The organism is Paenibacillus sp. N3/727, assembly GCF_022637315.1.
GTDB classification, from domain to species: Bacteria; Bacillota; Bacilli; order Paenibacillales; family Paenibacillaceae; genus Paenibacillus_AQ; species Paenibacillus_AQ uliginis.
The window spans coordinates 3,207,309-3,231,024 of the sequence record NZ_CP093336.1 but is presented as its reverse complement, the minus strand read 5'-3'; the positions used below and the strand labels follow the sequence as shown (position 1 = coordinate 3,231,024).

The window sequence follows — 23,716 nt, the reverse complement described above, 5'->3', positions numbered from 1 at the left end:
ACCCTGACCGATTACCGATTTGATATTTATCTAAAAAGATTCGTGCTCCGGGTAACTGGTTTTGAGGTTCTGTAAGGCTTTAGGTAGAGTAGGATAGAGCTAGACTATACTTATTATTATAGTTATTGGATAATAATAACATTGACAACCGTAGGTTTTTCCAAAATAATAGAATGTAATTGAATACTGGTACCTTTAATTCAGTCCAGAGAGGCTGGCAAGGGCAGCGGATTTTTATAATCACGCGTGAATCAGGGCATATTCCGTCAGGGGATGCTCTGCGTCATCGCGCGGATTATGATGAAAGAAAGAGGCTACTTGTCAGTTTGAGACTTGATGAGTAGCCTCTTTTTTCTGCTTTTTTGGTATCAGGACACTTTAACTGGAGGTATTCTGATGAGCAAACAAGATCAAGAGTTTTCGTGGCAAGAGGTGCCGAAAACGCAGAGAAACCATTTTGGGAAGACGTTTTCCGTAATGTTGGCGTTCACTTTCTTTTCGGCAAGCATGCTGGCAGGTGGGACGCTCGGAGTCAGCTTGACGTTCATGGAGTTCATTGGAATCGTGCTTGCGGGTAATTTGGTACTCGGCATCTATACGGGAGCGCTGGCACATATCGCTGCCAAAACGGGCCTTTCCACGCATTTGCTGGCAAAATATTCGTTCGGTGAGAAAGGGTCGTACCTGCCTTCATTCCTGCTCGGCTTCACGCAGGTCGGATGGTTCGGCGTCGGCGTGGCCATGTTCGCGGTTCCGGTCGCCAGAGCGATGGATTGGAACGTGTACCTGTTGATCTTCTTGTTTGGTCTCGCAATGACGGCATCAGCCATCTTCGGTATGAAGTCACTCGTCATTCTGGGCTATGTTGCGGTTCCGGCTATTGCCATTCTCGGCGGTTACTCCGTGTTCGAAGGAGCAAGCTCGCTGGGCGGTCTGCAAGGATTGCTCGATTACACGCCGACACAGTCGCTCACCGCGGCAGCGGCATTAACCATTTGTATTGGGTCATTCATTAGCGGCGGAACGCTGACGCCCGATTTTGCCCGGTTTTCTCAGACTTCTCGGCAGGCGGTTACCGCAACGGTCATTTCGTTCTTCCTTGGGAACTCGCTCATGTTCCTGTTCGGCGCAGTCGGCGCAATGGCTTATAACCTGGCAGATATCTCGGAGGTCATGTTCCTGCAAGGTTTGATCATTCCCGCGATCATCGTTCTGGGGCTGAATATCTGGACGACCAACGATAATGCCCTTTACGCTTCCGGGCTGGGCTTTGCCAACATCACTAAAATTCCGAAAAAGTTTTTCGTCATTGTAAACGGCATCGTGGGTACCGTATTTGCCATGTGGATGTACAACAACTTCGTCGGTTTCCTGAATGTGCTGGGCGCAGCGATACCGTCTATCGGGGCTATCATCATCTCGGACTACTTCTTAGTGAAGCGCAGAAACTATAAACCGTTTGCCGACATGACTTTCAAGAATGTAAACTGGATAGCGATGGTGGCTTGGGCCATCGGCGTTGCGTTCGCCCAGCTGGCCCCAGGAGTAACGCCATTGAACGCACTGATCGGTACGGCGGTAGCCTACATCGTGTTGATGCTGATCGTTCCTGCGAAAGAATTCAAAGAAAAGGGGAAAATACATGATTATACAGAACGCAAAATTGCGGGGTAAAGAAGGTTTATGGAATATCGTCGTGAAAGACGGGAAGTTTGGGCTAATCACACAGTCACTGGAAGCAACTGCGAATGAGGAAGTAATTGACGTCAACGGCTCGCTTGTGCTGCCGCCGTTCATTGAACCTCATATTCATCTGGATACAACGTTAACGGCGGGCGAGCCGGAATGGAATTTGAGCGGAACGCTATTCGAGGGCATCCAGCGTTGGTCAGAACGCAAGGCATTCCTGACGCATGAAGACGTCAAAACACGCTCCAAAACGGCACTGAAGTGGCAGATGGCGCAGGGCATCCAGCATGTACGGACGCATGTGGACGTCACCGATCCAAGCTTGACCGCAGTTAAAGCGATGCTTGAAGTGAAAGAAGAAATGGCACCATACATTGACATCCAGCTTGTCGCTTTTCCACAGGAAGGCATTCACTCCTACCCGAACGGCGCGGAATTGCTGGAAGAGTCGCTAAAAATGGGCGTTGACGTGGTCGGCGGCATTCCGCACTTCGAATTCACGAGGGAATATGGCGTCGATTCAATGAAGGTCGCGTTTGACCTCGCCGAAAAATACGACCGTCTCATCGACATCCATTGCGACGAAATCGATGACGAGCAATCCCGTTTCGTGGAAGTCGTCGCCAAAGAAGCCTACGAACGCGGTCTGGGCTCCCGCACGACGGCAAGCCACACGACGGCGATGGGGTCATACAATGATGCATATACGTACAAATTGTTTAGATTGCTGAAGATGGTTGACCTAAATTTCGTCTCCAATCCTCTGGTCAACATCCACCTGCAGGGCCGCTTCGACACGTATCCGAAAAGAAGAGGGCTGACTCGCGTCAAAGAGCTGCAGGAAGCCGGTCTTAATGTGTGCTTCGGTCACGATGACATCTTTGATCCATGGTATCCGCTAGGCACGGGCAACATGCTTCAGGTGCTGCACATGGGCATCCATGCTTCGCAGTTGCTCGGTTACGATCAAATCGTGAATTCGATCGATCTCATTACGAAAAATAGCGCAAGAACGTTGCATATCGAGGATGTGTACGGCATTGAAGAAGGTAAGCCTGCCAACTTCATCGTTCTTGAAGCAGAGAACGAATATGAGGCCATTCGCAAACAGGCCGGAGTGCTTTATTCGTTCAGAGGCGGCCGCAAAATCGCGGAAACGAAGCCACGGGACACGTCGATCGTTCTTGAGGGCGGTTCAGAGAAGGTCACTTTCAATAAATAATCGAATAAAGCGTGCGATGCATCAAGCAGAGCTTGCGCATTAGCCAAAATCCCCTCATGGTGGACAGGGCAACAAGAGATCGCGTGATCGTGAACTCTTCCTGCATACAAGAGGGGATTTTTGGTGCATTCGCATTTACATCATCTGGTGAAGTTTTTTTAAAAATAAGAAAGTGTATTATTCTTTCGGGACTTGCTTATTTTATTGCTTATGGCCGGATCGTCCCGGCAAGGGACCGGCTAATATCGAATAACGCTTATTTATTCAAATTGGATGGGAAACGTTGAGAGGGATATCAATATATTAAGACCTACAACAAGAAAATATCGGTTCCTGTAGATATCAAAAAATAAAACCATGCGCGTATCACCCGGAAGATAGACACTTTTGAAAAGGAGGTCGGCTTCAAGTTTTTACTAATGCTTCGTGATCTACTGATTGCGGATGCTTCTCCATCATATTCATGTTTCCTATCGATAATCCGAAAATTTCGGTTGTCGAGGTTAGTAATTGATAATAAATATATAAAGCCCAGAAAATTTGCAGAAGATTTTCTGGGCTTTGTTTATATTAATAATTACGTTTTGAGTTAGTTTGAGTTTTTTCTTATAAAGTATTCTCGGCTATCTGTCCGCAATTTTTCAGGTAAAACGTGATTAAGTTCATCATTTAACCATGCAAGGGTCCTATTACGAAGAAACTCACGCATATATTCTTCTGCCTCAAGCATAGTTAAGTTAATCATACAAGAAGAATTGGCGGAAGTACAGGAAGAGCATTCTTTATCTAAATACATAAGATTATTTTTCAAAACATTTTTACATTGAAAAATAGGTTTTACTCCTTCAACTGCTTCTATTACATCCCAAAAAGAAATTTCTTCGGGGGACTTAGCTAATTTATAACCACCCTTTACACCAGGTGTAGAACTCACGATACCAGCCTTTGATAATTTACCAAAAACTTTTGAGAGATATGTTTCTGAAAGCCCTTGAAATTCTGAAAGGCCTTTTATTCCAATACTTTCCTCTTCGGGTACGTCTATTAAATAAACAAGGCTATGCAATGCATATTCAACCATAACACTATACTGCATATAGACTCACCTGCTTTCATTGAAAAAAGACTATCAAAACAATCATTATAAGCCCTAAATGTTTTTTGTAAATTATTAAAAACTAATTTTAAATTATTGTCTATAGAATTTGACAAAAGACTATGAAACATTTATATTGTCTATTATATTGATCGACGATTAATATTGTCGACAATTAAGATTAAATAAAACTTAAAGGAGAAAACATCCAATGAGCAAACTGCTTGTCATTAATGCACATCCAGAAGTCGATTCCACCTCTTCAGCTAGTCTAAAATGCTTGTGATACAAGGAAGTGGGGCAATCTATACCAATAATGACTGGTATACCGAAATTGAATATTCGCATAAATACTTGAAGTCGATGTTCAATTTTTTTGGTATTGAAGATTATCAAATTCTTCGAGTGCAAGGTACTGATATACTGGACAGAGATGAAATATTACGAAAAGCATATAAAGAAGCTGAAGAAGCCGCTTTAAAATTAGCAGTGAAATAAGCTAACGGAGAAGTTTAATAACAAAAGCCGATCGTAGATAAACCCTTAAGCTCATGTATAATGAAACTTCAAAAATGAAGGGACTGAACTATGCGCAGATGTCAATATCTTAAACCTGACATTAAAATATAATGGAGGTAAAAGTATTGATTACAGAGTTACACACAGAACGTTTATCTTGTGGTTATAATTCCTTTGATTTTGAAAATGAAAAAGCAGAAATTGGATATGACATTGCTAAATCATTTTGGGGAAGAGGATACACTTCAGAAGCTATCTGTTCTTTGTTAGATCCGCATTCTCATCTTTAAAGTTGAATCGAATCGAAGCAAAGGTTAACCACGAAAACGTGAATTCTATAAGCTTATACAAAAGCTCAACTTTACGTTTGCAGGAACACTTAGACAATATAAAAGAGTAGAAGGAAAGTTTAATGATCTCAATATCTATTCCAAATTAATATCAGATTGATTTGATTTTCTGCCTATTTTGAATTGTAAGTAGCATAGCTTGGAACGTTTATACTTTACCATAGCGACAGTTTTGGGTTATTACAAAAGATAACTTCATTGAACTAACGGGGCACGATAGTTCTCTGTCCGCGCAATAACATCCGGCTTGTTCTCGATACAGTGAAAAAGGCGATCCACAATCGAAAAACACGTGGTCTACTCCCTCCATAGTGATCGAGGATTCCAATACACATCCAAGCCCTACGACAAGCTTTTAAAGTGTCACTGCATACAGTCAAGTATTTCACGTAAGGGCAATTGTCTCGACAATGCTAGTATCCCGAAGCAATTAATGAACGAAGTCCACCGCTATATCCACTTTCAAAACCACCATCGATTCCAAAAGAAATTAAGCCCTTAGTCCGGTTGAATACCGAACTAAGGTGCTTAGTGATCTTCTTTCATTACTGTCTACTTGACAGGGGTAACTTCAATAGAATGTATCTTTCTTTAAAAGAGAGTATAAAGGGAATGCAATGGGGATAGGTCTTCGACAGGTGACGCCAAAGGCACTGAATAAGCCATCCATAACAGGCACGGCACACCTAGCATAAATCGATATGCGAGTAGACTTGTAATACCACATATGAGCTGAATGAATCAATAGCTCGATCGGGTATTTTTTGTGTTTTTCACCTAGTTGTCAGAAAGAGTTGATCCTTTCTTGAACGTTTAGGGACGAAGACGTGTCAGTGATTGAATTGCTTACAGACCAAGATATAATAATTTTAACTATTAGGTCTCGTCTAGTACTTTGACTGTATACATGTACCAGGTTAGAACAGGCTCGCCAGCTCTCGCTTCTGCCAGTAACGAACGGCAGTAAAATGCAATGCGTGTGAGGCAAAGCATCAACGTCCCTTACTTTGTGAAAAAAATCTCTTTTTGCATACAAAGATAGTGGAACATCTAAGCGCTGGAAAATGTAACGGTGTCAATTACTCTGGCCAAACTGGATATGAGATGTAGCCAAACGGTAGCGGGCCTAGTCATGAGCATCAATTTATTACGAAAAATGAACAGAGGTTGAAAGGAGAAAGTAAAGAATGGCAATTGATACGGTGCTGTGGAGCAGGCTGGTAACAGGCTTGACTCTCGGGTTCCACGTTATTTTTGCGACGATTGGCGTCGGTATACCATTAATGATCGCTATTGCAGAGTTCATCGGGATCCGGAAGAAGGACCCCCATTATACACTTATGGCGAAGAGGTGGTCTCGAGGATTTGTCATCTCTGTTGCGGTTGGTGTCGTGACTGGTACAGCGATTTCGCTACAACTGGCCCTTGTGTGGCCGAATTTTATGAAATTAGCGGGGAATGTCATTGCACTTCCGTTATTCATGGAAGTGTTCGCGTTCTTTTTTGAAGCCATCTTCCTGGGCATTTATTTGTATACGTGGGATCGGTTCAAAAATCCGTATATCCATTGGTTGCTGACGATTCCCATTGTCGCCGGGGCAGGTATGTCTGCCGTTTTTATTACGACGGTGAACGGATTCATGAACCAGCCTGGAGGCTTTGTCATGGAAGCAGGGCAATTCACAGCGATTAACCCGGTGCAAGCGATGCTGAATACGGCGACGTTCTCCAAGGTGTTCCATGTATTAAGCTCTGCTTATTTGACAGGAGCTGCCTTGTTAGCCGGGATTGCAGCGTTTGCAATGCTGAGAAAAGGGGTGTCCGCATACCACAAAAAATCCTTGAATCTCATGATGGCGGTTGTTTTGCTGTTCGGCTTGCTGAACACTTTAGCTGGAGATGTGTCCGCCAAGTTTTTGGCCGAGCATCAGCCGGAGAAGCTTGCAGCGGCAGAGTGGCATTTTGAGACGGGCAGCGGTGTGGATTTGGTTCTAATGGGATGGCTGAATGCAGAGCATGAAGTTCTAGGGGCTCTTCATCTGCCGAAGGTGCTCAGCTTCCTGGCCTTTGGAGACTTTAATGCTGAGGTAACGGGGCTGGAGGAATTCCCCAAGGATGAATGGCCGCCACTTCTCGTTCATTACTTGTTTGATTTAATGGCCGGAATTGGATTTGCTCTGCTCGCGATTTCGGTCCTATATTTCCTGTTTGTGTTCTGGAAAAAGCGCAATGAGCTTAACAAGTGGATGCTACGGATCATCGCATTGAGCGCACCGCTCGCTTTTCTGGCTGTAGAGCTGGGCTGGTTTTATGCAGAAGTGGGGCGCCAGCCATGGATTATCCGTGGATATATGCGTGTAGAGGAGGCCGCTACGTCTTCACCGAATGTAAGAATTATATTCTTCGGCTTATTGCTCCTGTACATCGTACTCGGCAGTATGTGTGTAATCGTGCTAAGACGCTTGTTCAACAATAATCCGGCAGAAGTTGAGATGGAGAAATGGATGAAGGATCATCCTAATCAATCTACGGAAAAGGGGGGCACTGCATGATGAGTTACGAATTGATTGGCATCTCGGTGCTCTGGCTGTTCTTGTACGGCTATTTAATTATAGCTTCCATTGATTTCGGAGCGGGATTCTTCGCCTTTTATGCACGTTTGACGAAGCAGGATCATCTGATTAATCGTCTGATTTCCCGTTATTTATCACCCGTTTGGGAGATCACAAATGTATTTTTTATTTTTTTCTACATTGGCATCGTCGGATTTTTTCCAGACACAGCCTATTATTATGGCTCCGCGCTGCTTGTTCCGGGAAGCATTGCAGTTATTCTTCTTGCGATTCGCGGTTCGTTCTATGCTTTTGAAAATTACGGTTCCAAGAAAAACATAGTATATCTTTTTTTGTACGGAGCTACAGGTTTGCTTATTCCAGCTTCGTTGTCAGTGGCGCTAACTTTGTCTGAAGGCGGCTTTATCGTGAAGCAGGGGGAGACGGTTTCTCTGGATTACTGGGCGCTGTTTACCAATCCGTTATCGTGGAGCATCGTTGGACTGGCAATCGTGTCCGTTTTGTTCATTAGCGGCTCATTTCTGACATTTTACGCTTCTCGGGCAGAGGATCATTCCGCGTTGAAGCTGATGCGGAACTACGCCCTGTTTTGGAGCACACCGACGATAATTCTCGCACTGACAGCATTTATCTATTTGGGTCAACACAATGAGCGCCATTTTCAAAATATGATGGATTTATGGTGGTTGCTTGCGCTTTCCGTTGCTTTCTTCATGATCGCGATGTGGCTGTTGTATAACGGACGCCGTTACGGATTAGCTTTTATATGTATCATGCTGCAATTTTTCAGCGCCTTTTTCGCTTACGGGATTGGGCAATACCCTTATATTCTTGATCCATACATCACGATTCAAAGCAGCGCCACTTCACCATCGATGGGCTTCGCGCTAGTGGTTGTGTTTATCGGTGGTCTGTGCCTGTTGATCCCTTCCCTGATTCTAGTGTTCAGACTTTTCCTGTTTGATGCGGATTATGTAAAAGGAAAGAAATAAAGTGGATTGATCCATTATGTCATGTGAGGGGTTCCCTTGCAGGCCTTTATATATAAAGGAGGAGAGTTCTGTGAAGAGGAAATCCAGTCTGATCTCTCAGCAAATGTCTTTACAAAGGAAAAATATGATTCTTCTTGCTATCCTTTCGGTGGCGCTTGGTGTAGCTATTATAAGCCAGGCCGCATTGCTTGCTGAAGCAGTCCAGCGGATTTTTGTGGAGAGAGCTTCCTTTTCATCGGTTGTCATATTGCTCGGCATACTGCTGGCTGTTATGGCTGTACGCACACTGTTGTCGTATGGGAACGGGAAAGTTGGCTTGCATATGGCTGCCCGTGCCAAGACAAATATGCGCGCAGCCGTGCTGCAAAACTTGACCCATGCTTCCATGCCTTCAACCCTTCGTGGACAGACGGGAGGGAAGGTCAGTATTGCTCTGGATGCTGTGGATGAGGCTGATAGTTATTTCAGTCAGTACATGCCGCGTATGATGGAAGCTGCTATCATCCCGATTCTGATTTTGGTCGTTACATTTACTCAACATGCCAACACAGGTTTCATTCTATTGTTTACAGCTCCGTTTATCCCATTGTTCATGATTTTGGTAGGGCTGAAGACGAAGAACAAATCCGAAGAAAAATATGCGCAACTGGCTGAGTTTTCAGGTACGTTTCTGGATTCTCTTCAAGGGCTGGTGACATTGAAAATATTTGGACGGGCTCACCGTCAGCAACAGAAGATTGAACGCAGTAGTCTGGGTTACCGTGATGCCACGATGGGCATTTTGAAGATTGCGTTTACGAATACCTTCATGCTGGAATCAATCGTGATGCTAAGCATTGGCATTGTCGCTCTCGAACTGGCCATCCAGTTGCTCGTTTTCAAATCTATGACGTTCCACACCGCCTTTCTCGTTTTGTTGCTCGTTCCCGAGTTTTACAGCCTGTTAAAGAATACGGGAACGGCCTTTCACAGTGGCCGCACAAGTATGGGGGCGGTTCGTAAGGTGGAACAGATGCTTGAGGAAACGAGCAACAGAAGCACCCCAACCGAGGGTGAAGAGGGAACGTACACAAGCGATAGGAACGATGTGATGGCACAGACGGACGGGTTCCGGACAGCCCCTGCAGAGATGATTCCAATGCCACCATCCATTGAACTGGACCATCTCCGGTTCCGGTATGCACTTGATTCATTTGAACTTGAGGCAGGCCGGATTTCGCTTGGACCGGGAGAACACATTGCCATTGTTGGAAAAAGTGGCTCAGGGAAAACAACTTTACTCCATCTCATTGCGGGTTTGCTGAAACCAGCATCAGGAACGATTCTGGTGAATGGAAGCCCACTCTCGCAATACGTTGAGGCCGCATGGTTCGAACGTGTTAGCTACATTACACAGCATCCGTATATTTTTGCAGGCACTTTTGCTGAAAATATTGCGATTGGTGCGGGGCGGAACGTCTCCAGGGCTGAAATTGAACAGGCTGCGGAGGAAGCTGGACTAGCTGCGGTTGCCGCTCAATTGGAGCAGGGATTAGATACCTTTGTTGGTGAAGGAGGCAGGGGACTGTCTGGTGGGGAAAAGCAACGCCTAGCCTTGGCACGCGCTTTTTTGAAGCGACCTGCCATCATTTTGTTTGATGAACCCACAGTGGGACTGGATTTGCACACCGAGCGGGTATTGCAACGCTCCATTGCGTCACTGGCCAAAACGGCGACGATGATTACGGTGGCTCACCGATTATATACGATTCAACATGCCGACAAGATCTTGTTTATAGACAATGGAGTGTTAGTGGATTCGGGACGTCATGACGAGTTACTGGAGCGCCTGCCTCAGTATGCCGAGATGGTTGATGTTCAACGAAAAGGAGGGTTAGCATGAATGAGCTGGCTATTCTGTCAAAGGCGATGATTCAGGAGCGTAAGGATATCTTCCTTTCGATTTTGGGCGGATTTATCGCCGGCATAGCAGGTGTGGCCCTCTTTTCCGCGAGTGGGTATCTAATTTCGCAAACGGTATTTGCCCCACCGCTTTACACGTTAATTGTGCTCACCTCGATGGTCAAACTGCTGGGTCTGCTTCGGGCGGCGAGTCGTTACGGAGAACGCTTGTATTCCCACCGGGCGACGTTCTCCATGCTTAGCCGTTTGCGGACATCCTTTTTTGCCAAGCTTATTCCTTTAACGCCTGGTATATTGAACAAAAATCGAAGTGGGGATCTACTTGCGCGGATCGTTGGGGATGTGGAGAGCTTGCAAAATTATTTTTTGCGCGTCGCTTATCCGCCGATCATTGTCGTCATGGTCTTTTTGGCTACGATGCTGTTTACTTCTGCCTTTTCGTTCTGGATTGCGTGCTTGTTTGTGCTAGGAATGCTGGCAACGGCATTGGTTGTGCCGGGAATTGTTTTGCTAGGGCAGCGGAAAATACATGGACGTGTTCGCCTGCAACGGGCATTGCTTTCCACGGAAGTAACCGAAGTGTTGTATGGTTTCCGGGATTTGAAAGTGTACGGGCAATTGGCACAGCGGGACCAGCAGCTTCAACAGGCCTCCGCTTCATTGGCAGCCGAGCAGCAACGAGCAGCCGGGCAATTGCTGCTCGGGCAATCCATGCACGCTTTTGTTACATTTCTCATTTCCTGGGGTGTGCTGGCAATTGGCGCCTATTTAATTATGGACGGAGCGCTTGCTGGCGTGTTTCTTGCCATGCTGATCATGGCCTCGTTTACGGTATTCGAAGAAGCTGCGGCAATGGCCACATTGCCCGCATATAAGCAGGATAGCGAACACGCAGCCAAACGACTGACGGAAACGATACAGACCTCCGATGTGCAGTCTGCGCAGCCAGACGGTGCGTTGTCTGCCGATCAGGCCGTTTCGATGGAGCTATCCCGTGTTACCTTTCAATATGAAGGGGAGTGGAGACCAGCGCTTAGGGAGTTGTCCCTGCATTTTTTACCAGGCTCCAAAACGGCGATTGTCGGGCCGAGCGGGTCAGGAAAGTCAACGATTATCGAATTGCTGCTCAAGCTGCGTACACCAACGGCTGGCGATATACGATTAAACGACGTTTCGGTGAAGGAACTGGATGAGGCGAGCATTTGGCAAACGTCGAATGTAGTCTTGCAGCAAAGTCACTTCTTTCGGGGAACGATCCGGGACAACCTGCTGTTAAATGAAGAAGAACATTCTGATGAACAATTGTCGGCTGTACTGGCCAAAGTGCAACTGCCGAATACATCGTTGACCGATATGGTGTATGAAAAAGGGGAAAACCTATCGGATGGCGAGAAGCAGCGCCTGGCTCTGGCGCGGGCCATGCTTCGTAAAGGACGGTTATGGCTTCTGGACGAACCAACATCCTCACTGGATTACATGACAGAGCAACGAGTAATGCAGCATCTCTTTGCACAGGCGGCTGAAGATACGCTTCTCTTGATCTGTCATCGACTTACCGGATTGGAAAAGATGGATCGGATTGTAGTCTTGGACCAAGGCAGGATAGTGGAAACGGGTTCCTATTCAGCGTTGATGAAGCAAAAAGGTTATTTTTATGAGATGAAGAAAATCGAACGGCAAATGATCGGAGAAGATGAAGTGTAAAGAGCGCTGCTCATTTCGTCCGCTGTCGTTCTGCTCGTAATCATGGGGCTCATGAGCTGGATCCGGAACGAGATGAGCGAGTTGTATCTGATGCCATAACCGTTTCGCGGAGTATGGGGTATTAATTTCATAGCATGAACATACGAACAACCCGCGAGGCCGTCGACTTTCCGGGTTGTTCGTCGTTTAGTCTGAACCTGAAATGAATTAGCTCTTTCGAGTTATATCAATGATATCGTTTTTTTCACACTGATGGGTAATTCATGAAAATATAAGTGCTATACGCATGAAAGTGGCGATTGAAATGAATATAGCTCTTAAAGAAGAACTTTTTTTAAGGGTGACAGCCGAGATACATGTAATTTAGGTTATAGATTGGGGATTTTATTCCTATCAGTACAGCTCTGAAAACAAATCAAAATCTATATATATCCATCAGTTTGTAGCATAAATAAATAATGCAGTATCTGCTGCTTACTGTAGGCAATGTGTTTATTATCTCTTTCTAGTTTGCTAGCCATAATACTCCCTTCAAAAATTGCAACAATAAAGGAGGCCACCGCCTTTGTATCGATATTAGGTTTTAACTCTCCGTTTTGAATACCTTCTTCGATAATCTCTTCAATCATGTTCAGAAATGTATGGAAAGCTCGAAGTGCCTTTTCCCTTAACAGCGAATTGGTATCATCACTGTCTACGGCAGTATTCAGCAACGGACATCCCCCTTTTATTGGGGGATTATTTATTACATCTTCATATACATTAAAAAATGCACTAATTTTCTCTAATACTGTATTAGCATGGAATATTTCTTCAGAATAATGTTGAGAGACAGTATCAATAGCGTAATCAAACGCCTCTAAAGCAATCTCATCTTTACTTTTGAAATTCCGGTAAATTGCCCCCTTTTGCAGTCCTGTAGCCTCCATAATGTCATTCATTGAACAGCCAGCATACCCTTTCTGATTAAATAATTCTGCCGATTTTAGGACGATGTGCCTTCGTGTCTGTTCACCTTTTCGCATAATATCCTCCATTATTTATTATTGTTAAGAAAGTGTAACATGTTTTAGTTGTACAGTAACATATAGTATGTTAGTTTAAAAGAGACCGAACGGTCTTTTTTATGAGATTTACTAAAAGTAGCTGGTATGAGGAATACTATTTGATTGGCATTTAACATTCTTACCATATCATTGATACCCATCATGTAATTATTTTGAAAAGAAATTTAGTTAAATTAAGGAGAAATCATTATGAAAATCGCAATCATGCTTTTCGATGGAATCACAGCATTAGATGCAATTGGTCCATACGAGGTATTTTCTGTGACAATGAAATGTGAAGTGAAGTTTGTCGCTAAGAAAAAAGGGTTAATTAAATTGGACTCAAGTATGGGATATTTGCATGCCGATTACAGTTTTTCTGAAGTTACTTCAGCTGATATTCTTGTTGTTCCAGGTTGCAGGCCGCCAAATTATAAAACTCCAATGAATGACGAAGAAACGCTAAATTGGATTCGCCAAATACATAAAACTACGAAATGGACTACGTCAGTTTGTAACGGATCTCTAATTTTGAGCGCTGCAGGCTTGTTAAATGGAACCATAGCCACTTGTCATTGGGGATCCTTCGACCTGCTCAGATCCCTTGGAACCATTCCAACTGATGAGAGAGTGGTTCGTCAGGGCAAAATCGTTACAGCAGCCGGTGTCTCCTCTGGTATCGATATGGCACTCCAATTAATAGCATGGGAGTTGGGAGAAGATATCAGTAAAGGGGTCCAACTGATTTTGGAATACGATCCTCAACCTCCGTTTGACACGGGTTCACCGAAGAAAGCGCCTACTTTATTGGTAGAACAAATAAGAGGAATGTTACAAGAGTTTGAAAAAGGGGAGCCTAATGTATAAATCACAAATAAATTAGCACGTTCTTGATAGCAGTATTGGGGCTGTATATTGGGTGACGAGTGCTCCTTTTAAAAATTAGGGAATAAAGAATTTTTTGTGAAACAACAGCAACTATATCCACATATAACAATTGTTGGGAGGCACGACTCATGTACTCATTCCGGACAACTTGAAGATCGGAATAGAGAAAGCATCCGAGCACTCCGCTGTTATCAATAAGATCTATCACGAGATGGCCGAGCACTACAATATGGCCGTTATTCCTGCACGTGTCCGTAAGGTGAAACGATTGCGAAGGAGTGGGGACTGTTCGTATCGCGCGGCAGCCAGGCATTGAAGAGGGAGAAGGGACTGCCGATTTTTCTGTCCTTTGCCCATAAATCGCCTGCTTTTATGCTTTTCATGCAGCGCGAATTTCTCCGTATGGGGCTAACGGTCAGCGCTTATTTTCCGCAATTCAACGCCTACGAAGGCGCGGAAATTAGCGCTAACCGGAGCCAGATGTTCATTTTGCAGACAACGGATCAGACGAAGCCGGAATATTCAGAGAAATTCACGGACGCTTTGTATACAGGCGAAGTGAAACTAACACTGCGCACCTACCGCCGCAAGCAGTGTTTAAGAGAAATGTATGTCGGCATCAATGGTGAGTTTGCGACCATCGAGGAGCTTAAGAATGAAGGATGCATGGGCTGCGGCAATGATACGTTTGAGATGATTGCCAAAAAACGAGTATCAAAAGAAGGGAATGACAAAGGTGATCATGCGGCAAATTGAAGTGCGTGACGCATAAAAAATTACTTATGAAGTCGCGGAGGCATTGGATCATATGGTAAAACGGAAAACATTATATGCGCTTTTGGCTTGTGTCACTATTCTATTTATCCTGTACACTTTGGTAGAAAATTATTTGATTCATCCTGGAGCCAAGGGGTTTTTAAGCCATAAAACGGGATTTAAGCGAGAGCTTAATCTTCCGGTTTGGCTGAACATTATGCATATTCATGTCGCATTTGCCTGCATCGCCATGGCGGCAGGGCTGCTCAATTTTTCCAATCGTATTTTTGAAAAAGCCGCAAATTTCATCGCATAAACGGATGTGTTTATTTAGTGTCCGTATTTCTCGTCGTGTTGACTTCCGGATACATGGCGCCTTATGCCACCGGAGGGAAAATAACCAGCATGGGATTAAATACGCTAAATATCGTATGGCTGTTTATCACCATAACGGCGCTTGTCCAGATCAAAAAGAGACGGATAACCCGTCACCGGAACTGGATGATCCGAAGTTACGCCTTTTGTTATACGAACATGCTGATTCATCTCATTTCCTCCCTGTTTCATCAGGGATTCGGGTACGCTTACGTTACCAGCTACACTCTTGGTGTTTACGGCTCCATCCTGCTGCTGCTGGTTATTCCTTCTATCATTATCAGTACGATTGGGTCGATCCATGTAGAATGACGGCAATGAATTTTGACTGAAATGAAACACGACCCCGAAGAAGAAGCGATAACGGACTTGGCTTTTCATTTGCAAAACTGGAGACAGCCATGGAACGGTCCGGAATGCTGGTATTGGAATAGACGGCTGTGTCGCGCGATGGATGTGGATGGATTCAGGGTGAATTCCGTTACACAGGAGACTTATAGCAGTTCAGGAGTTTTTACATTAGCGAGCCTTTTCGGGGTACCGCAGGCGTAGACAAGCTGTTTGAAGCGGGAATTTCTTTCACGCAGGTTTGATTCAGAACAAGTAGAGCAAGCGTTGGAATCAAGTGGTTTCGGCTGGCTAAAAATGTTTCACCTCTGGGAAACAAAACGTGTTAATAATGACTTTGAAGAATTAAATAAAGACTTAACGCTAAGAACTGGGCGTTCCATTCTCCATGAGGGGATGTAAGATGACAAAGAATATAGTCCGTTTAATGTCCGCGTAGATCGCGGTTTTTTTGTTTTATCGGAACAGATTCTTGTCATTAAGCATTGTCAAGAATCTGTTCCGATTGCCGTTTGGCTAATAATAATTATTTCTTTTATCTTGGAATCCGAGAGAATAAAGTTACATTCCATTATTTTGAAATGTGATTTCCTCCTAATAGAATGATACTGAAGACGATTTAGACTTACTTTAATTGTACTTATCTAACTTCTTCTAAACGGGACATCTTTGTTAACTTAATAATTTCAGACAATTCATTCAAATCAGTGGGAAAAGCCAATAAGATTGTTTCTAACATCGCCGTCAGCGCTAACAGCTGCAGCATTGACTCCAAGCAAGGCGATAATAACCACGATGAGCGTAAAGGCTAGTGTTGCATTTGGATAAAGATGAACCAGGGAGGGCAACTGCATCGGCTATCCAGGCTGCGCGGCGAGAAGACCCTCTCGTCCAGATGAATGTAAACATGAAGGGGGAATGGAATAGATTATTAGTAGTTGGTAAGGTGGGAGAAATACGGCTGCAATCCTAAGAATACATTGTCTTTTTCCTGGTAAAATAGAGTTCAAACTATAAGACAGGTAGAAGGAGTGCGGCAATGATTTATTTAAGAAGCTTTAAGCTTTCTGATTATACGGATCGAAATCCCAACATATACCCTGACTATGTATTTAAACACGTGGCTGGAGAGGTGCTTTTGTTTGATCGAATTACTGTGTTGTATGGCAATAACGGTAGCGGAAAATCTACTTTACTCAATGTAATTTCCAACAAGCTAGGAATCTCGGGGGCTGAAAGAATGACAAGCTACGGGCATAGTATTTATGCTCAGCGATTCCTTGATTTGAGTAGCTATCAACTTGGGCATGATGAGCTAGAGCATGAAATCAGGTAACTTCCAGAAGGAAGCCGATATATGAAATCAGAGGATATTTTATATGAGATCAAGAAAATACAGCAATCTTCCGTGCTGAGTGAGGGAATAATGTATGAGCAGATTAACCAAGGGATGAGCAAGGCTCAGGCAGCACAATATGAAGCTACGTATGCGTTTAAGAAGAAGCTGGAGGACATTCAATTTTCACAAGAAAAATACTCTAATGGAGAAACGTCCATGCAGTTTTTTGAGGAATATCTGCTACCAGGGCAATTGTATTTATTGGACGAGCCGGAAACGTCACTTTCTCCTGCTAATCAAATAAGAATGGCAGAACAAATAAATGAGCTGGCACGATATTTTGATAGTCAATTTATTATTGCCACTCATTCTCCCTTTGTTTTAGGCAAGTTACATGCAAAAATTTATAATCTGGATGCCAAGCCTCTTCAAACAGCAGAATGGTTTGAACTAGACAATGTACAATTTTTTTATCGATTTTTCAATAAGCATAAGCAATTGTTTGAAAGAGAGTAGGACAGACACAGATTGTAGCTTTTCATCTGAGCCGGGGTGGGCACAACGGCAAGCGGCGCAGGGGGCGGGCTGTCAGAGAGGCGTCATCTTCTTTCGTGAAAAACGTCGCAACCAACTGAAGCATAGCTTCCATAGAAGCGAGCTGCCTGCCGACGGAGAGGGTGAATCAGGAGAGTTCTGTGAGGCGGGTGGCGTTGCCGCCGCAGGAGGACGGGCGAAGATTCGTCGGAGTTGTCAACGTAGGAGCGCCATCGGATACTATAGTTTTCTAGCTTTGACTACAAAAGTTACAGGAAGCATCTTTGCTTTTTTTGCAAAATCGCTGTTATCGTCCCGCGATTGCATAATTTCATCATCAGATTGCTCAATCATTTGCTCAATTACAAATCCCGCTTTTGAGAGCGCATTCACATAGGTTGATAGTTTACGATCCGATAATGTTAGCGCACCTTCATCAAGAGATACCGAATACCAAGATTCATCGAAATAACATTTTTTAAAAGCAAGCATATTATTTTCTGCAACAACACATTTGTGTATAGGGTGAGACCAACTGAAAATAAATACACCGTCTTTTTTAAGGTAAGAAGCGATCCGGCAAAAAGTACCCTCAAGGTCGGTGGTCCAGCCTATGGCATAAATCGAATAAACAAAGTCAAAATAATCCACTGGTATGCCACATTCTTCTTCCATGGGAGAACAGATCAATTTTGCTGAAAGACCGCATGCCTTCAAATGTTGCGTTGCCTTTTCGATTTGATTTTCTGATATATCCACAGCCCATAGTTCAGATGCTTTGCGTTCCCCCTGATATTGCAAGGATTGACCGTTTCCACAGCCTATCTCCAGCATCTTCTTCCCTGAGACATCGCCAAAAAGCTGGCATTTTTCTTCTGAGACAAATGCTCCATAAAAAGGAAGCACGATTGCTCCTAAGAAGTCATTACCTTGTGTATCCCAATAGAAGCTGTTTGTTTTATAAACAGAATTCTTGTCCATGCCGACGCCCTCCCCAAATATAAATAATATGAGCCTAAACGTATATCCCGACTTGCGCGTTATCCCAAAAACACATATCGAACACGAACACTCTGCGCTATTGATCCCAAAATAATGTACCATTTTTCTATGAACAAATCCACCTGAAATCTTCCATAAAGCGTCCATTTGATCTCGTTAGACATGACCGCCCCATCCTGTGGCAATGGTAACAGCATGATATCAGTAAAGTACACCTCTCCGGAGCAGCTTGTGATAACCAGACGGATGGTGATGGAGCGCAGTCTGCCATAGCCCTTGGGTGAGGCGTCCCGCGCCACATGCTGGAAATATGCCATATCGTATTTTCTATCCGATGGATTAAGGGATGGTAATATTAGTCTTTACGAAGCATTCGTGCTCAATAGCGAAGAAATTAAATTCAGAAGAGTGGGTTATACAAGACCAGCATGGAACGGCAGGGTAAGAATAGGGACTTGCCTTGCGATCCTAAATCAGAAACTCATAGCACATATTTTCAAAGAACAAGCTGAAATTGATAAACTTAAAGCATGGGGACAAGAAGCGTATAACCAAAATACTGAGGTAAGAGCACATTATATTTTGGATAGATACGCTCAATATCTTGTCGAAGTAAAGGTGATATTTTCACCAGGCTCATTGCGCTAACGGGTACGATAGTTGAATGTCCCATGAATAGGCTCCCGTAAAAACGCGAGACAAAACTGTAATTCAAGTTTAGTCTCGCGTTTTATATTTAAGCAAAGTTGTGTCGTTTATTAAAACAGTTTTGTGTTATTACCAACTTATTATTTTGCATCTGCAAAAATGTCGGAAGAAAAGAACATACACACATAAGAAGCCTCGCAATCCGTGGCTTTTTTGATTTAACAATATAAGTTCTTGTCCTCAGCTGTGGACAAGAACTTATATCGTTAGCCGAAATTGACAAGAACTTGGTTACTTATCCGATTAGATGAGTATCTAATGTCTGGTGCAATGACAGATTATTAAGCTAACAGCAGAATAAGTTGAAGATCAATCGCGCTGAACCTTACCACAAGTGATGGTATACAAAATTAAAAAAGAGATAATATTGGATAAATGCACTTCATTGGATAGAACTTAAGCATACTGGAGAGGGAAAAGGTGAAGGGACTGTAAGGTGGGATGGTGTAGCAGTCCAGAGATTTAATGTAACACGGGGAAAAGTATCCCTTGCGCTTCAATTTCGTAGATTTTCTCAGTAATTATCAAGAAACTAGTGAAGAGTTGCGCGAGTATGCTAGAAAAGTTCCCATTACAAACTTAGATAGATTAATTGAAGACCCAGATGTAAGAGCCCTGTTAGGTATAGACTTAAAAGAAGGAACACTCGTATCACAAGTAGTGGTAAAGCAGAAAATCGAATTGAATAATGAATATTATTCAATGAAAGAAGCAGGTGTTCGACTCCCCCTTGCCCCCATTAGAAAGACCAGCTCCAGGAGCGGGTCTTTCGCTATTCATATAGCTAAGTTGTTGACAAATTGTAGACATGAGATTTAAGCCATTGACCTTTCCGCTAACCAATCAGAGGGGCCTTTTTTGCGAAACAAGAAATAATATACATGGGTCTGTGAAGTTTACAATAGTAATCTAATCATTGAACGTCTAGCATTAAGTATAATGGAACGACGCATTAGGCGGATAAGGCGTACTACGGGTTGTTTATATTATCCTCGCATAATTTTTTCGAAATGGAGAGTTTATGAAAAAGACTATTGTCTTTGTATTAACGATACTTATATTATTCTCAGGATTCGCAACACAAAGTTATGCGTCGTTGTCAGATACGCAATCTGCGGCAATACAAGCGTTGCTGGATGATGCCTGTCGTATATCAGGTGTGCCGGGAATGTCAATCTCAATACTTGCTGATGATGAAGTGTTCTACTTTTCTTCCGGGTATGCAGACCGTGAAAGTGGGTTGTCTGCAAGTGAAAATACACTATATGAGTTGGCCTCGGTCAGTAAAGCTTTTACCGGCATGGGTATTCTGCTGTTGGAAGAGCAAGGGCTGCTGTCAATGACTGACACTGTCCAAAAATATTTACCTTGGTTTACGTTAAAGTATCAAGGGAAACCTGTTGATATGCAAAGCCTTACACTCAATAACTTTCTTCACCATACTAGCGGCCTAACAAATGGTAGGCATATTCAAAATATTCCACAAGGTAATGCGCCAGATTTGCTGCAAAAGACTGTGGAAATGCTGGTAGATGCTGAGTTGGCGTTCCCTCCCGGTGAACAGTATAACTATGGAACCGTTAATTATGACGTATTGGGTTTGGTTATTGAGATTGTGTCGGGACAAAGCTATGAAGACTTTATGAGGGAACAGGTATTTCAGCCGTTAGGTCTTCACCAGACGTATGTTTATAAAGAAGATGCTCAAGCCACCGGACAGTTGGCACAGGGCTACCGTTCTTCCTTTTTTATGACAACTCCATATAACGCGCCGGATTATTCCGGGAATAAACCCGCAGGCTACATCATTTCTTGTACAAAAGATATGGCGCGTTGGATGGGCATACAGATGGGTATTGTGCAGGACATACCCGAAATATTCCATACGGTTATCGAAAAATCACATCAGGGTGATATGTCTGTTCCGGCTGTCAACGAAATGTATTATGGGGCGGGCTGGTCGGTAAACGCCAACCAAACGATTATAGAGCACCCAGGGGGCAATCCCAATTTCGGAACCGAAGTAGCCATACTGCCAAATGAACGAACAGCCGTCTGCTTGCTGACCAACGGCGCAAATATCAATAGAAGCATGGTACTAAAAGTTAAAGATATATTAGACGGCAATCTAACGCAGTCATATGAAATAAGCGGCACACAGCTTTTGGACATCATTTTATCGTCTACCACAATTATTCTTTGCCTATTGGCCGTTCTGTTCTTTCTCTTAGGATTACGCAGAAGGAAAACGAATGAGCGGCAGCCAATGACAAAAAAGCGAATAATCGTAACAGCTATTTTGCTGATTGCTACGATTGCCCTGTGTATAATGTGCTGTGCATTAGATTGGTCAACGATACTTATTTGGCAAACATATAGTGTTCTTACAGCTTTGATTTCGTCGGCATTATTAACAGCAAGCATTACATGGTTTGTATACACTCACCGATATAATGCCTCGCTCCGAAAATAAGCATTTTGTTCGTTCGCCTCATTGGTAAAATGCGTATAGCGTATTTTGTTTGGTACAGCGGAAAGTAGAGTTACGAATAACACAGGAAGAATTAAACTATAAATAAGCATATATGGGGTAAAGCTGTGTGTTGATAGTGAGAAAGAATTGATTTAACGCCAGATTCACCTCAATATAACCATGTAAAGTTCAAGCAGAGATACCACTTGAACTTTTCTTTTGTTGAATTACTTGCACAATCCTTGATGATTCTCAATCTACATACTGGCAGTAAAGCTCAATGTTACTATACATCGGATTTGTTGAGATCGATCTTCAGGGGATGCAAACGATGTGGTCGTGAAGGCCTATGACGGGGAGCCTGTTGAATACGTGTTGGATGAACTGGAGGATGGCTGGTATGGGATTGGGATAAGATGTTACGAGCGATGGCGGGCAGGTTCATTTCTCATTGACAAGTGATTTTGAGAGGAATACAGTGTCTCTAATTACATTGCGTGCATTGGATATCCAAATCGAAACAATCGCCTCCGAGCAGGCCCCCGAAATCAGAGTAGACGGGCCCGGGATTCTGCCGTTACAAAGAAGCATCGTAGTTGGACGATAGCTAAGAGGGCGTTTTACGTCAATCAGAGTGGTAACGCGGAGCAAGCTCCGTCCCTTCAGGGACGGGGCTTTTCTGCGGTACGCCCAGCATGGGCGTCTAAAGGATCTTGAATATACGTTGGCTAAAGCAAATAGATAATATATTTCCTGTATGGAAGTCAAAGATAGGCCCCAGGAGAAGGCCTATTTAAATTTCGCCCTATAGATGTTAAGCTGAACCGTATCACAAATAGTGGTAAAGCGGAGAGTGGCGGTGGTTGTAAATGCCTTACACTTATAAAATTGAGAAGAGCCACATATTTGTGCGGCTCTTCTTTTCAAAACATGTTATTAAGTATATTATATTATTTATAGAATTTTGTTAGGGTGAAGTCTATGAATTATATAAAAGCTATGACGGAAAAAGCAAGAAAGGAAGCGGCTTATGATTACCATTTATGATTGGTTTGGCTATGAATTGCCGATTAAGGAACGTTATCAGTTAATAAAAGAAGCTGGATTTGATGGCGTTTTATTATGGTGGAGTGATGGCTTTGGTCGTGACTGCTTTGGTCGGAACGATTACCGCAACGGGCCGCAAATTGCGCGAGAAGCGGGTCTTTTTATAGAAAATATCCACACACCAGTCCAAAACGAAAACAACCTCTGGCTTGACAATCTGGATGGTGAAACCGTAACTGATTGCTATTTGCAATGTGTTGCAGATTGCGCCGAATTTGAGATTCCGACAATGGTGGTGCACTTGCCGGGCGAAAACAATCCATATAACACATTGGGACTGGATAGAATCAAGAGAATCACTGAAAAAGCTGAACAGCTTGGTATCAATGTTGCACTGGAGAATTTATGGAACCTTTCCAATTTGGCATTTGTGCTGGAGCAAGTGGCTTCCCTGCGTATCGGATTCTGTTATGACTGCGGACATCACTACCGCCATTATCCAGACGATGATTTATTATCCATGTACGGTTCTCGGCTGATGGCACTACATTTACATGATAATAACGGAAGTTATGCCCAACACGGGTTACCCTTTGACGGCACGATTGATTGGTCTACAACCATGAGAAAAATTGCGAAAACGGATTATTCAGGCGCGACTGCAATAGAGGCCATGAATTGGGATTATGAGGATTTATCGGCTAAAGAATTTTTACATAAGGCGTTTGAGCGAGCAAAAAGGCTGGAAGCATTAAAACTCTATAATCCATGAAAACGGAAATAATCTGCACCTTTGTATGCAGCCATAAAGGTTTATGAGAATCCAACGGATGAAAATATAGCGATTAGCAACTATGTCGATCAGTACGTGTCCAAGTTAAAAATTTAAAGTTTAAGCACAAAAACACCATCGAATAACGATGGTGTTTTTGGTTTTTGTCGAGGGACAAGAACATGGTCCGATTACCGATTAGATGTTCGTCTAATGATTATTAACTAAATTACCTTTGAAACACGCTTTAGATAAAATCACTGATCTCATAAACAGCAAGATCGCATAAATTGATGGTACGTAAAAAGATGTGACAGTTCCGCTCAAGGAAGTTGAAAAGATAGGCAGACGAGTCACGTTGAATGCTACGTGAGGATTGAT

18 protein-coding genes and 3 pseudogenes are annotated in these 23,716 nt (G+C 43.4%); 17 read left to right on the top strand and 4 right to left on the bottom strand.

The genetic code is table 11. The annotated features are described in order from the left end of the window. Positions 1–396: 396 nt before the first annotated feature. Together codB and MNQ98_RS14740 are read left to right on the top strand one after the other, a co-directional pair. A complete protein-coding gene (gene codB, locus MNQ98_RS14745; protein WP_241933928.1) occupies positions 397–1,674 on the top strand; it encodes a cytosine permease in 1,278 nt (425 codons plus the stop codon). Next, entirely contained in the window at positions 1,643–2,911 is a 1,269-nt protein-coding gene (locus MNQ98_RS14740) for a cytosine deaminase (RefSeq protein WP_241928935.1), read from the top strand. Before codB ends, MNQ98_RS14740 begins: the two co-directional genes overlap by 32 nt. A 589-nt stretch (positions 2,912–3,500) precedes the next feature. On the opposite strand, the gene MNQ98_RS14735 is transcribed toward MNQ98_RS14740, so the two are convergent. Further along, a complete protein-coding gene (locus tag MNQ98_RS14735) occupies positions 3,501–4,007 on the bottom strand; it encodes an Rrf2 family transcriptional regulator (protein ID WP_241928934.1) in 507 nt (168 codons plus the stop codon). A gap of 273 nt (positions 4,008–4,280) precedes the next feature. Here MNQ98_RS14735 and MNQ98_RS14730 point away from each other — a divergent pair. The 6 genes and pseudogenes from MNQ98_RS14730 to cydC form a co-directional block, all read left to right on the top strand. Beyond that, positions 4,281–4,505: pseudogene (locus MNQ98_RS14730) on the top strand (NAD(P)H-dependent oxidoreductase); the annotation flags it as partial. 176 nt (positions 4,506–4,681) lie between these two features. Then, positions 4,682–4,976: pseudogene (locus MNQ98_RS14725) on the top strand (GNAT family N-acetyltransferase); the annotation flags it as partial. A gap of 1,087 nt (positions 4,977–6,063) precedes the next feature. Next, a complete protein-coding gene (locus MNQ98_RS14720) occupies positions 6,064–7,428 on the top strand; it encodes a cytochrome ubiquinol oxidase subunit I (RefSeq protein ID WP_241928933.1) in 1,365 nt (454 codons plus the stop codon). Next, positions 7,425–8,441 carry a cytochrome d ubiquinol oxidase subunit II gene (locus MNQ98_RS14715; RefSeq protein ID WP_241928932.1) on the top strand — a complete coding sequence of 339 codons (1,017 nt, stop codon included), beginning with the start codon at positions 7,425–7,427 and terminating at the stop codon, positions 8,439–8,441. Before MNQ98_RS14720 ends, MNQ98_RS14715 begins: the two co-directional genes overlap by 4 nt. A gap of 70 nt (positions 8,442–8,511) precedes the next feature. Continuing rightward, entirely contained in the window at positions 8,512–10,323 is a 1,812-nt protein-coding gene (cydD, locus tag MNQ98_RS14710; protein ID WP_241928931.1) for a thiol reductant ABC exporter subunit CydD, read from the top strand. Next, positions 10,320–12,047 carry a thiol reductant ABC exporter subunit CydC gene (gene cydC / locus MNQ98_RS14705; RefSeq protein WP_241928930.1) on the top strand — a complete coding sequence of 576 codons (1,728 nt, stop codon included), beginning with the start codon at positions 10,320–10,322 and terminating at the stop codon, positions 12,045–12,047. The genes cydD and cydC overlap by 4 nt, the downstream gene beginning before the upstream one ends. A 422-nt stretch (positions 12,048–12,469) precedes the next feature. Here the strand turns inward: cydC and MNQ98_RS14700 are convergent, their stop codons facing one another. Then, a complete protein-coding gene (locus tag MNQ98_RS14700) occupies positions 12,470–13,072 on the bottom strand; it encodes a TetR/AcrR family transcriptional regulator (protein ID WP_241928929.1) in 603 nt (200 codons plus the stop codon). A gap of 231 nt (positions 13,073–13,303) precedes the next feature. On the opposite strand from MNQ98_RS14700, the gene MNQ98_RS14695 reads away from it, so the two are divergent. The 7 genes and pseudogenes from MNQ98_RS14695 (at position 13,304) to MNQ98_RS14665 (ending at position 17,315) form a co-directional block, all read left to right on the top strand. Beyond that, a complete protein-coding gene (locus MNQ98_RS14695; protein WP_241928928.1) occupies positions 13,304–13,960 on the top strand; it encodes a DJ-1/PfpI family protein in 657 nt (218 codons plus the stop codon). A 333-nt stretch (positions 13,961–14,293) separates the two neighbouring features. Then, complete coding sequence (locus MNQ98_RS14690) at positions 14,294–14,737, top strand: hypothetical protein (protein WP_241928927.1); 444 nt, start codon at positions 14,294–14,296, stop codon at positions 14,735–14,737. 52 nt (positions 14,738–14,789) lie between these two features. Continuing rightward, positions 14,790–15,424: pseudogene (locus MNQ98_RS14685) on the top strand (DUF2306 domain-containing protein). Positions 15,425–15,436: 12 nt separating this feature from the next. Then, positions 15,437–15,664: a hypothetical protein gene (locus MNQ98_RS14680; RefSeq protein WP_241928926.1), complete on the top strand. Its 228-nt coding sequence runs from the start codon at positions 15,437–15,439 to the stop codon at positions 15,662–15,664. 9 nt (positions 15,665–15,673) lie between these two features. Beyond that, positions 15,674–15,862, top strand: coding sequence for a hypothetical protein (locus tag MNQ98_RS14675; RefSeq protein ID WP_241928925.1), 189 nt, complete (start codon positions 15,674–15,676; stop codon positions 15,860–15,862). A gap of 637 nt (positions 15,863–16,499) precedes the next feature. Next, a complete protein-coding gene (locus tag MNQ98_RS14670; RefSeq protein ID WP_241928924.1) occupies positions 16,500–16,796 on the top strand; it encodes an ATP-binding cassette domain-containing protein in 297 nt (98 codons plus the stop codon). Positions 16,797–16,817: 21 nt separating this feature from the next. Next, the gene (locus MNQ98_RS14665; RefSeq protein ID WP_241928923.1) at positions 16,818–17,315 is read left to right on the top strand and encodes an AAA family ATPase; all 498 of its coding nucleotides are present in this window, start codon (positions 16,818–16,820) and stop codon (positions 17,313–17,315) included. A gap of 258 nt (positions 17,316–17,573) precedes the next feature. On the opposite strand, the gene MNQ98_RS14660 is transcribed toward MNQ98_RS14665, so the two are convergent. Then, positions 17,574–18,314 (bottom strand): class I SAM-dependent methyltransferase, encoded by a 741-nt coding sequence (locus tag MNQ98_RS14660; RefSeq protein ID WP_241928922.1) that lies wholly within the window; start codon positions 18,312–18,314, stop codon positions 17,574–17,576. Positions 18,315–18,373: 59 nt separating this feature from the next. After that, positions 18,374–18,652, bottom strand: coding sequence for a hypothetical protein (locus MNQ98_RS14655; RefSeq protein WP_241928921.1), 279 nt, complete (start codon positions 18,650–18,652; stop codon positions 18,374–18,376). Positions 18,653–20,064: 1,412 nt separating this feature from the next. Here MNQ98_RS14655 and MNQ98_RS14650 point away from each other — a divergent pair. Together MNQ98_RS14650 and MNQ98_RS14645 are read left to right on the top strand one after the other, a co-directional pair. After that, positions 20,065–21,516 (top strand): serine hydrolase domain-containing protein, encoded by a 1,452-nt coding sequence (locus MNQ98_RS14650; protein WP_241928920.1) that lies wholly within the window; start codon positions 20,065–20,067, stop codon positions 21,514–21,516. A gap of 1,030 nt (positions 21,517–22,546) precedes the next feature. After that, entirely contained in the window at positions 22,547–23,335 is a 789-nt protein-coding gene (locus MNQ98_RS14645; protein ID WP_241928919.1) for a sugar phosphate isomerase/epimerase family protein, read from the top strand. Positions 23,336–23,716 lie beyond the last annotated feature (381 nt).

Excerpts from the sequence above, each read along its gene's own strand:
- MNQ98_RS14700 (WP_241928929.1), bottom strand. The coding sequence starts at position 13,072 with ATGCGAAAAGGTGAACAGACACGAAGGCACATCGTCCTAAAATCGGCA.
- MNQ98_RS14720 (WP_241928933.1), top strand. The coding sequence starts at position 6,064 with ATGGCAATTGATACGGTGCTGTGGAGCAGGCTGGTAACAGGCTTGACT.
- MNQ98_RS14740 (WP_241928935.1), top strand. The coding sequence starts at position 1,643 with ATGATTATACAGAACGCAAAATTGCGGGGTAAAGAAGGTTTATGGAAT.
- MNQ98_RS14645 (WP_241928919.1), top strand. The coding sequence starts at position 22,547 with ATGATTACCATTTATGATTGGTTTGGCTATGAATTGCCGATTAAGGAA.
- MNQ98_RS14665 (WP_241928923.1), top strand. The coding sequence starts at position 16,818 with ATGAAATCAGAGGATATTTTATATGAGATCAAGAAAATACAGCAATCT.
- MNQ98_RS14650 (WP_241928920.1), top strand. The coding sequence starts at position 20,065 with ATGAAAAAGACTATTGTCTTTGTATTAACGATACTTATATTATTCTCA.
- MNQ98_RS14660 (WP_241928922.1), bottom strand. The coding sequence starts at position 18,314 with ATGGACAAGAATTCTGTTTATAAAACAAACAGCTTCTATTGGGATACA.
- MNQ98_RS14695 (WP_241928928.1), top strand. The coding sequence starts at position 13,304 with ATGAAAATCGCAATCATGCTTTTCGATGGAATCACAGCATTAGATGCA.
- MNQ98_RS14655 (WP_241928921.1), bottom strand. The coding sequence starts at position 18,652 with ATGGCATATTTCCAGCATGTGGCGCGGGACGCCTCACCCAAGGGCTAT.
- MNQ98_RS14670 (WP_241928924.1), top strand. The coding sequence starts at position 16,500 with ATGATTTATTTAAGAAGCTTTAAGCTTTCTGATTATACGGATCGAAAT.
- cydC (WP_241928930.1), top strand. The coding sequence starts at position 10,320 with ATGAATGAGCTGGCTATTCTGTCAAAGGCGATGATTCAGGAGCGTAAG.
- codB (WP_241933928.1), top strand. The coding sequence starts at position 397 with ATGAGCAAACAAGATCAAGAGTTTTCGTGGCAAGAGGTGCCGAAAACG.
- MNQ98_RS14715 (WP_241928932.1), top strand. The coding sequence starts at position 7,425 with ATGATGAGTTACGAATTGATTGGCATCTCGGTGCTCTGGCTGTTCTTG.
- MNQ98_RS14735 (WP_241928934.1), bottom strand. The coding sequence starts at position 4,007 with ATGCAGTATAGTGTTATGGTTGAATATGCATTGCATAGCCTTGTTTAT.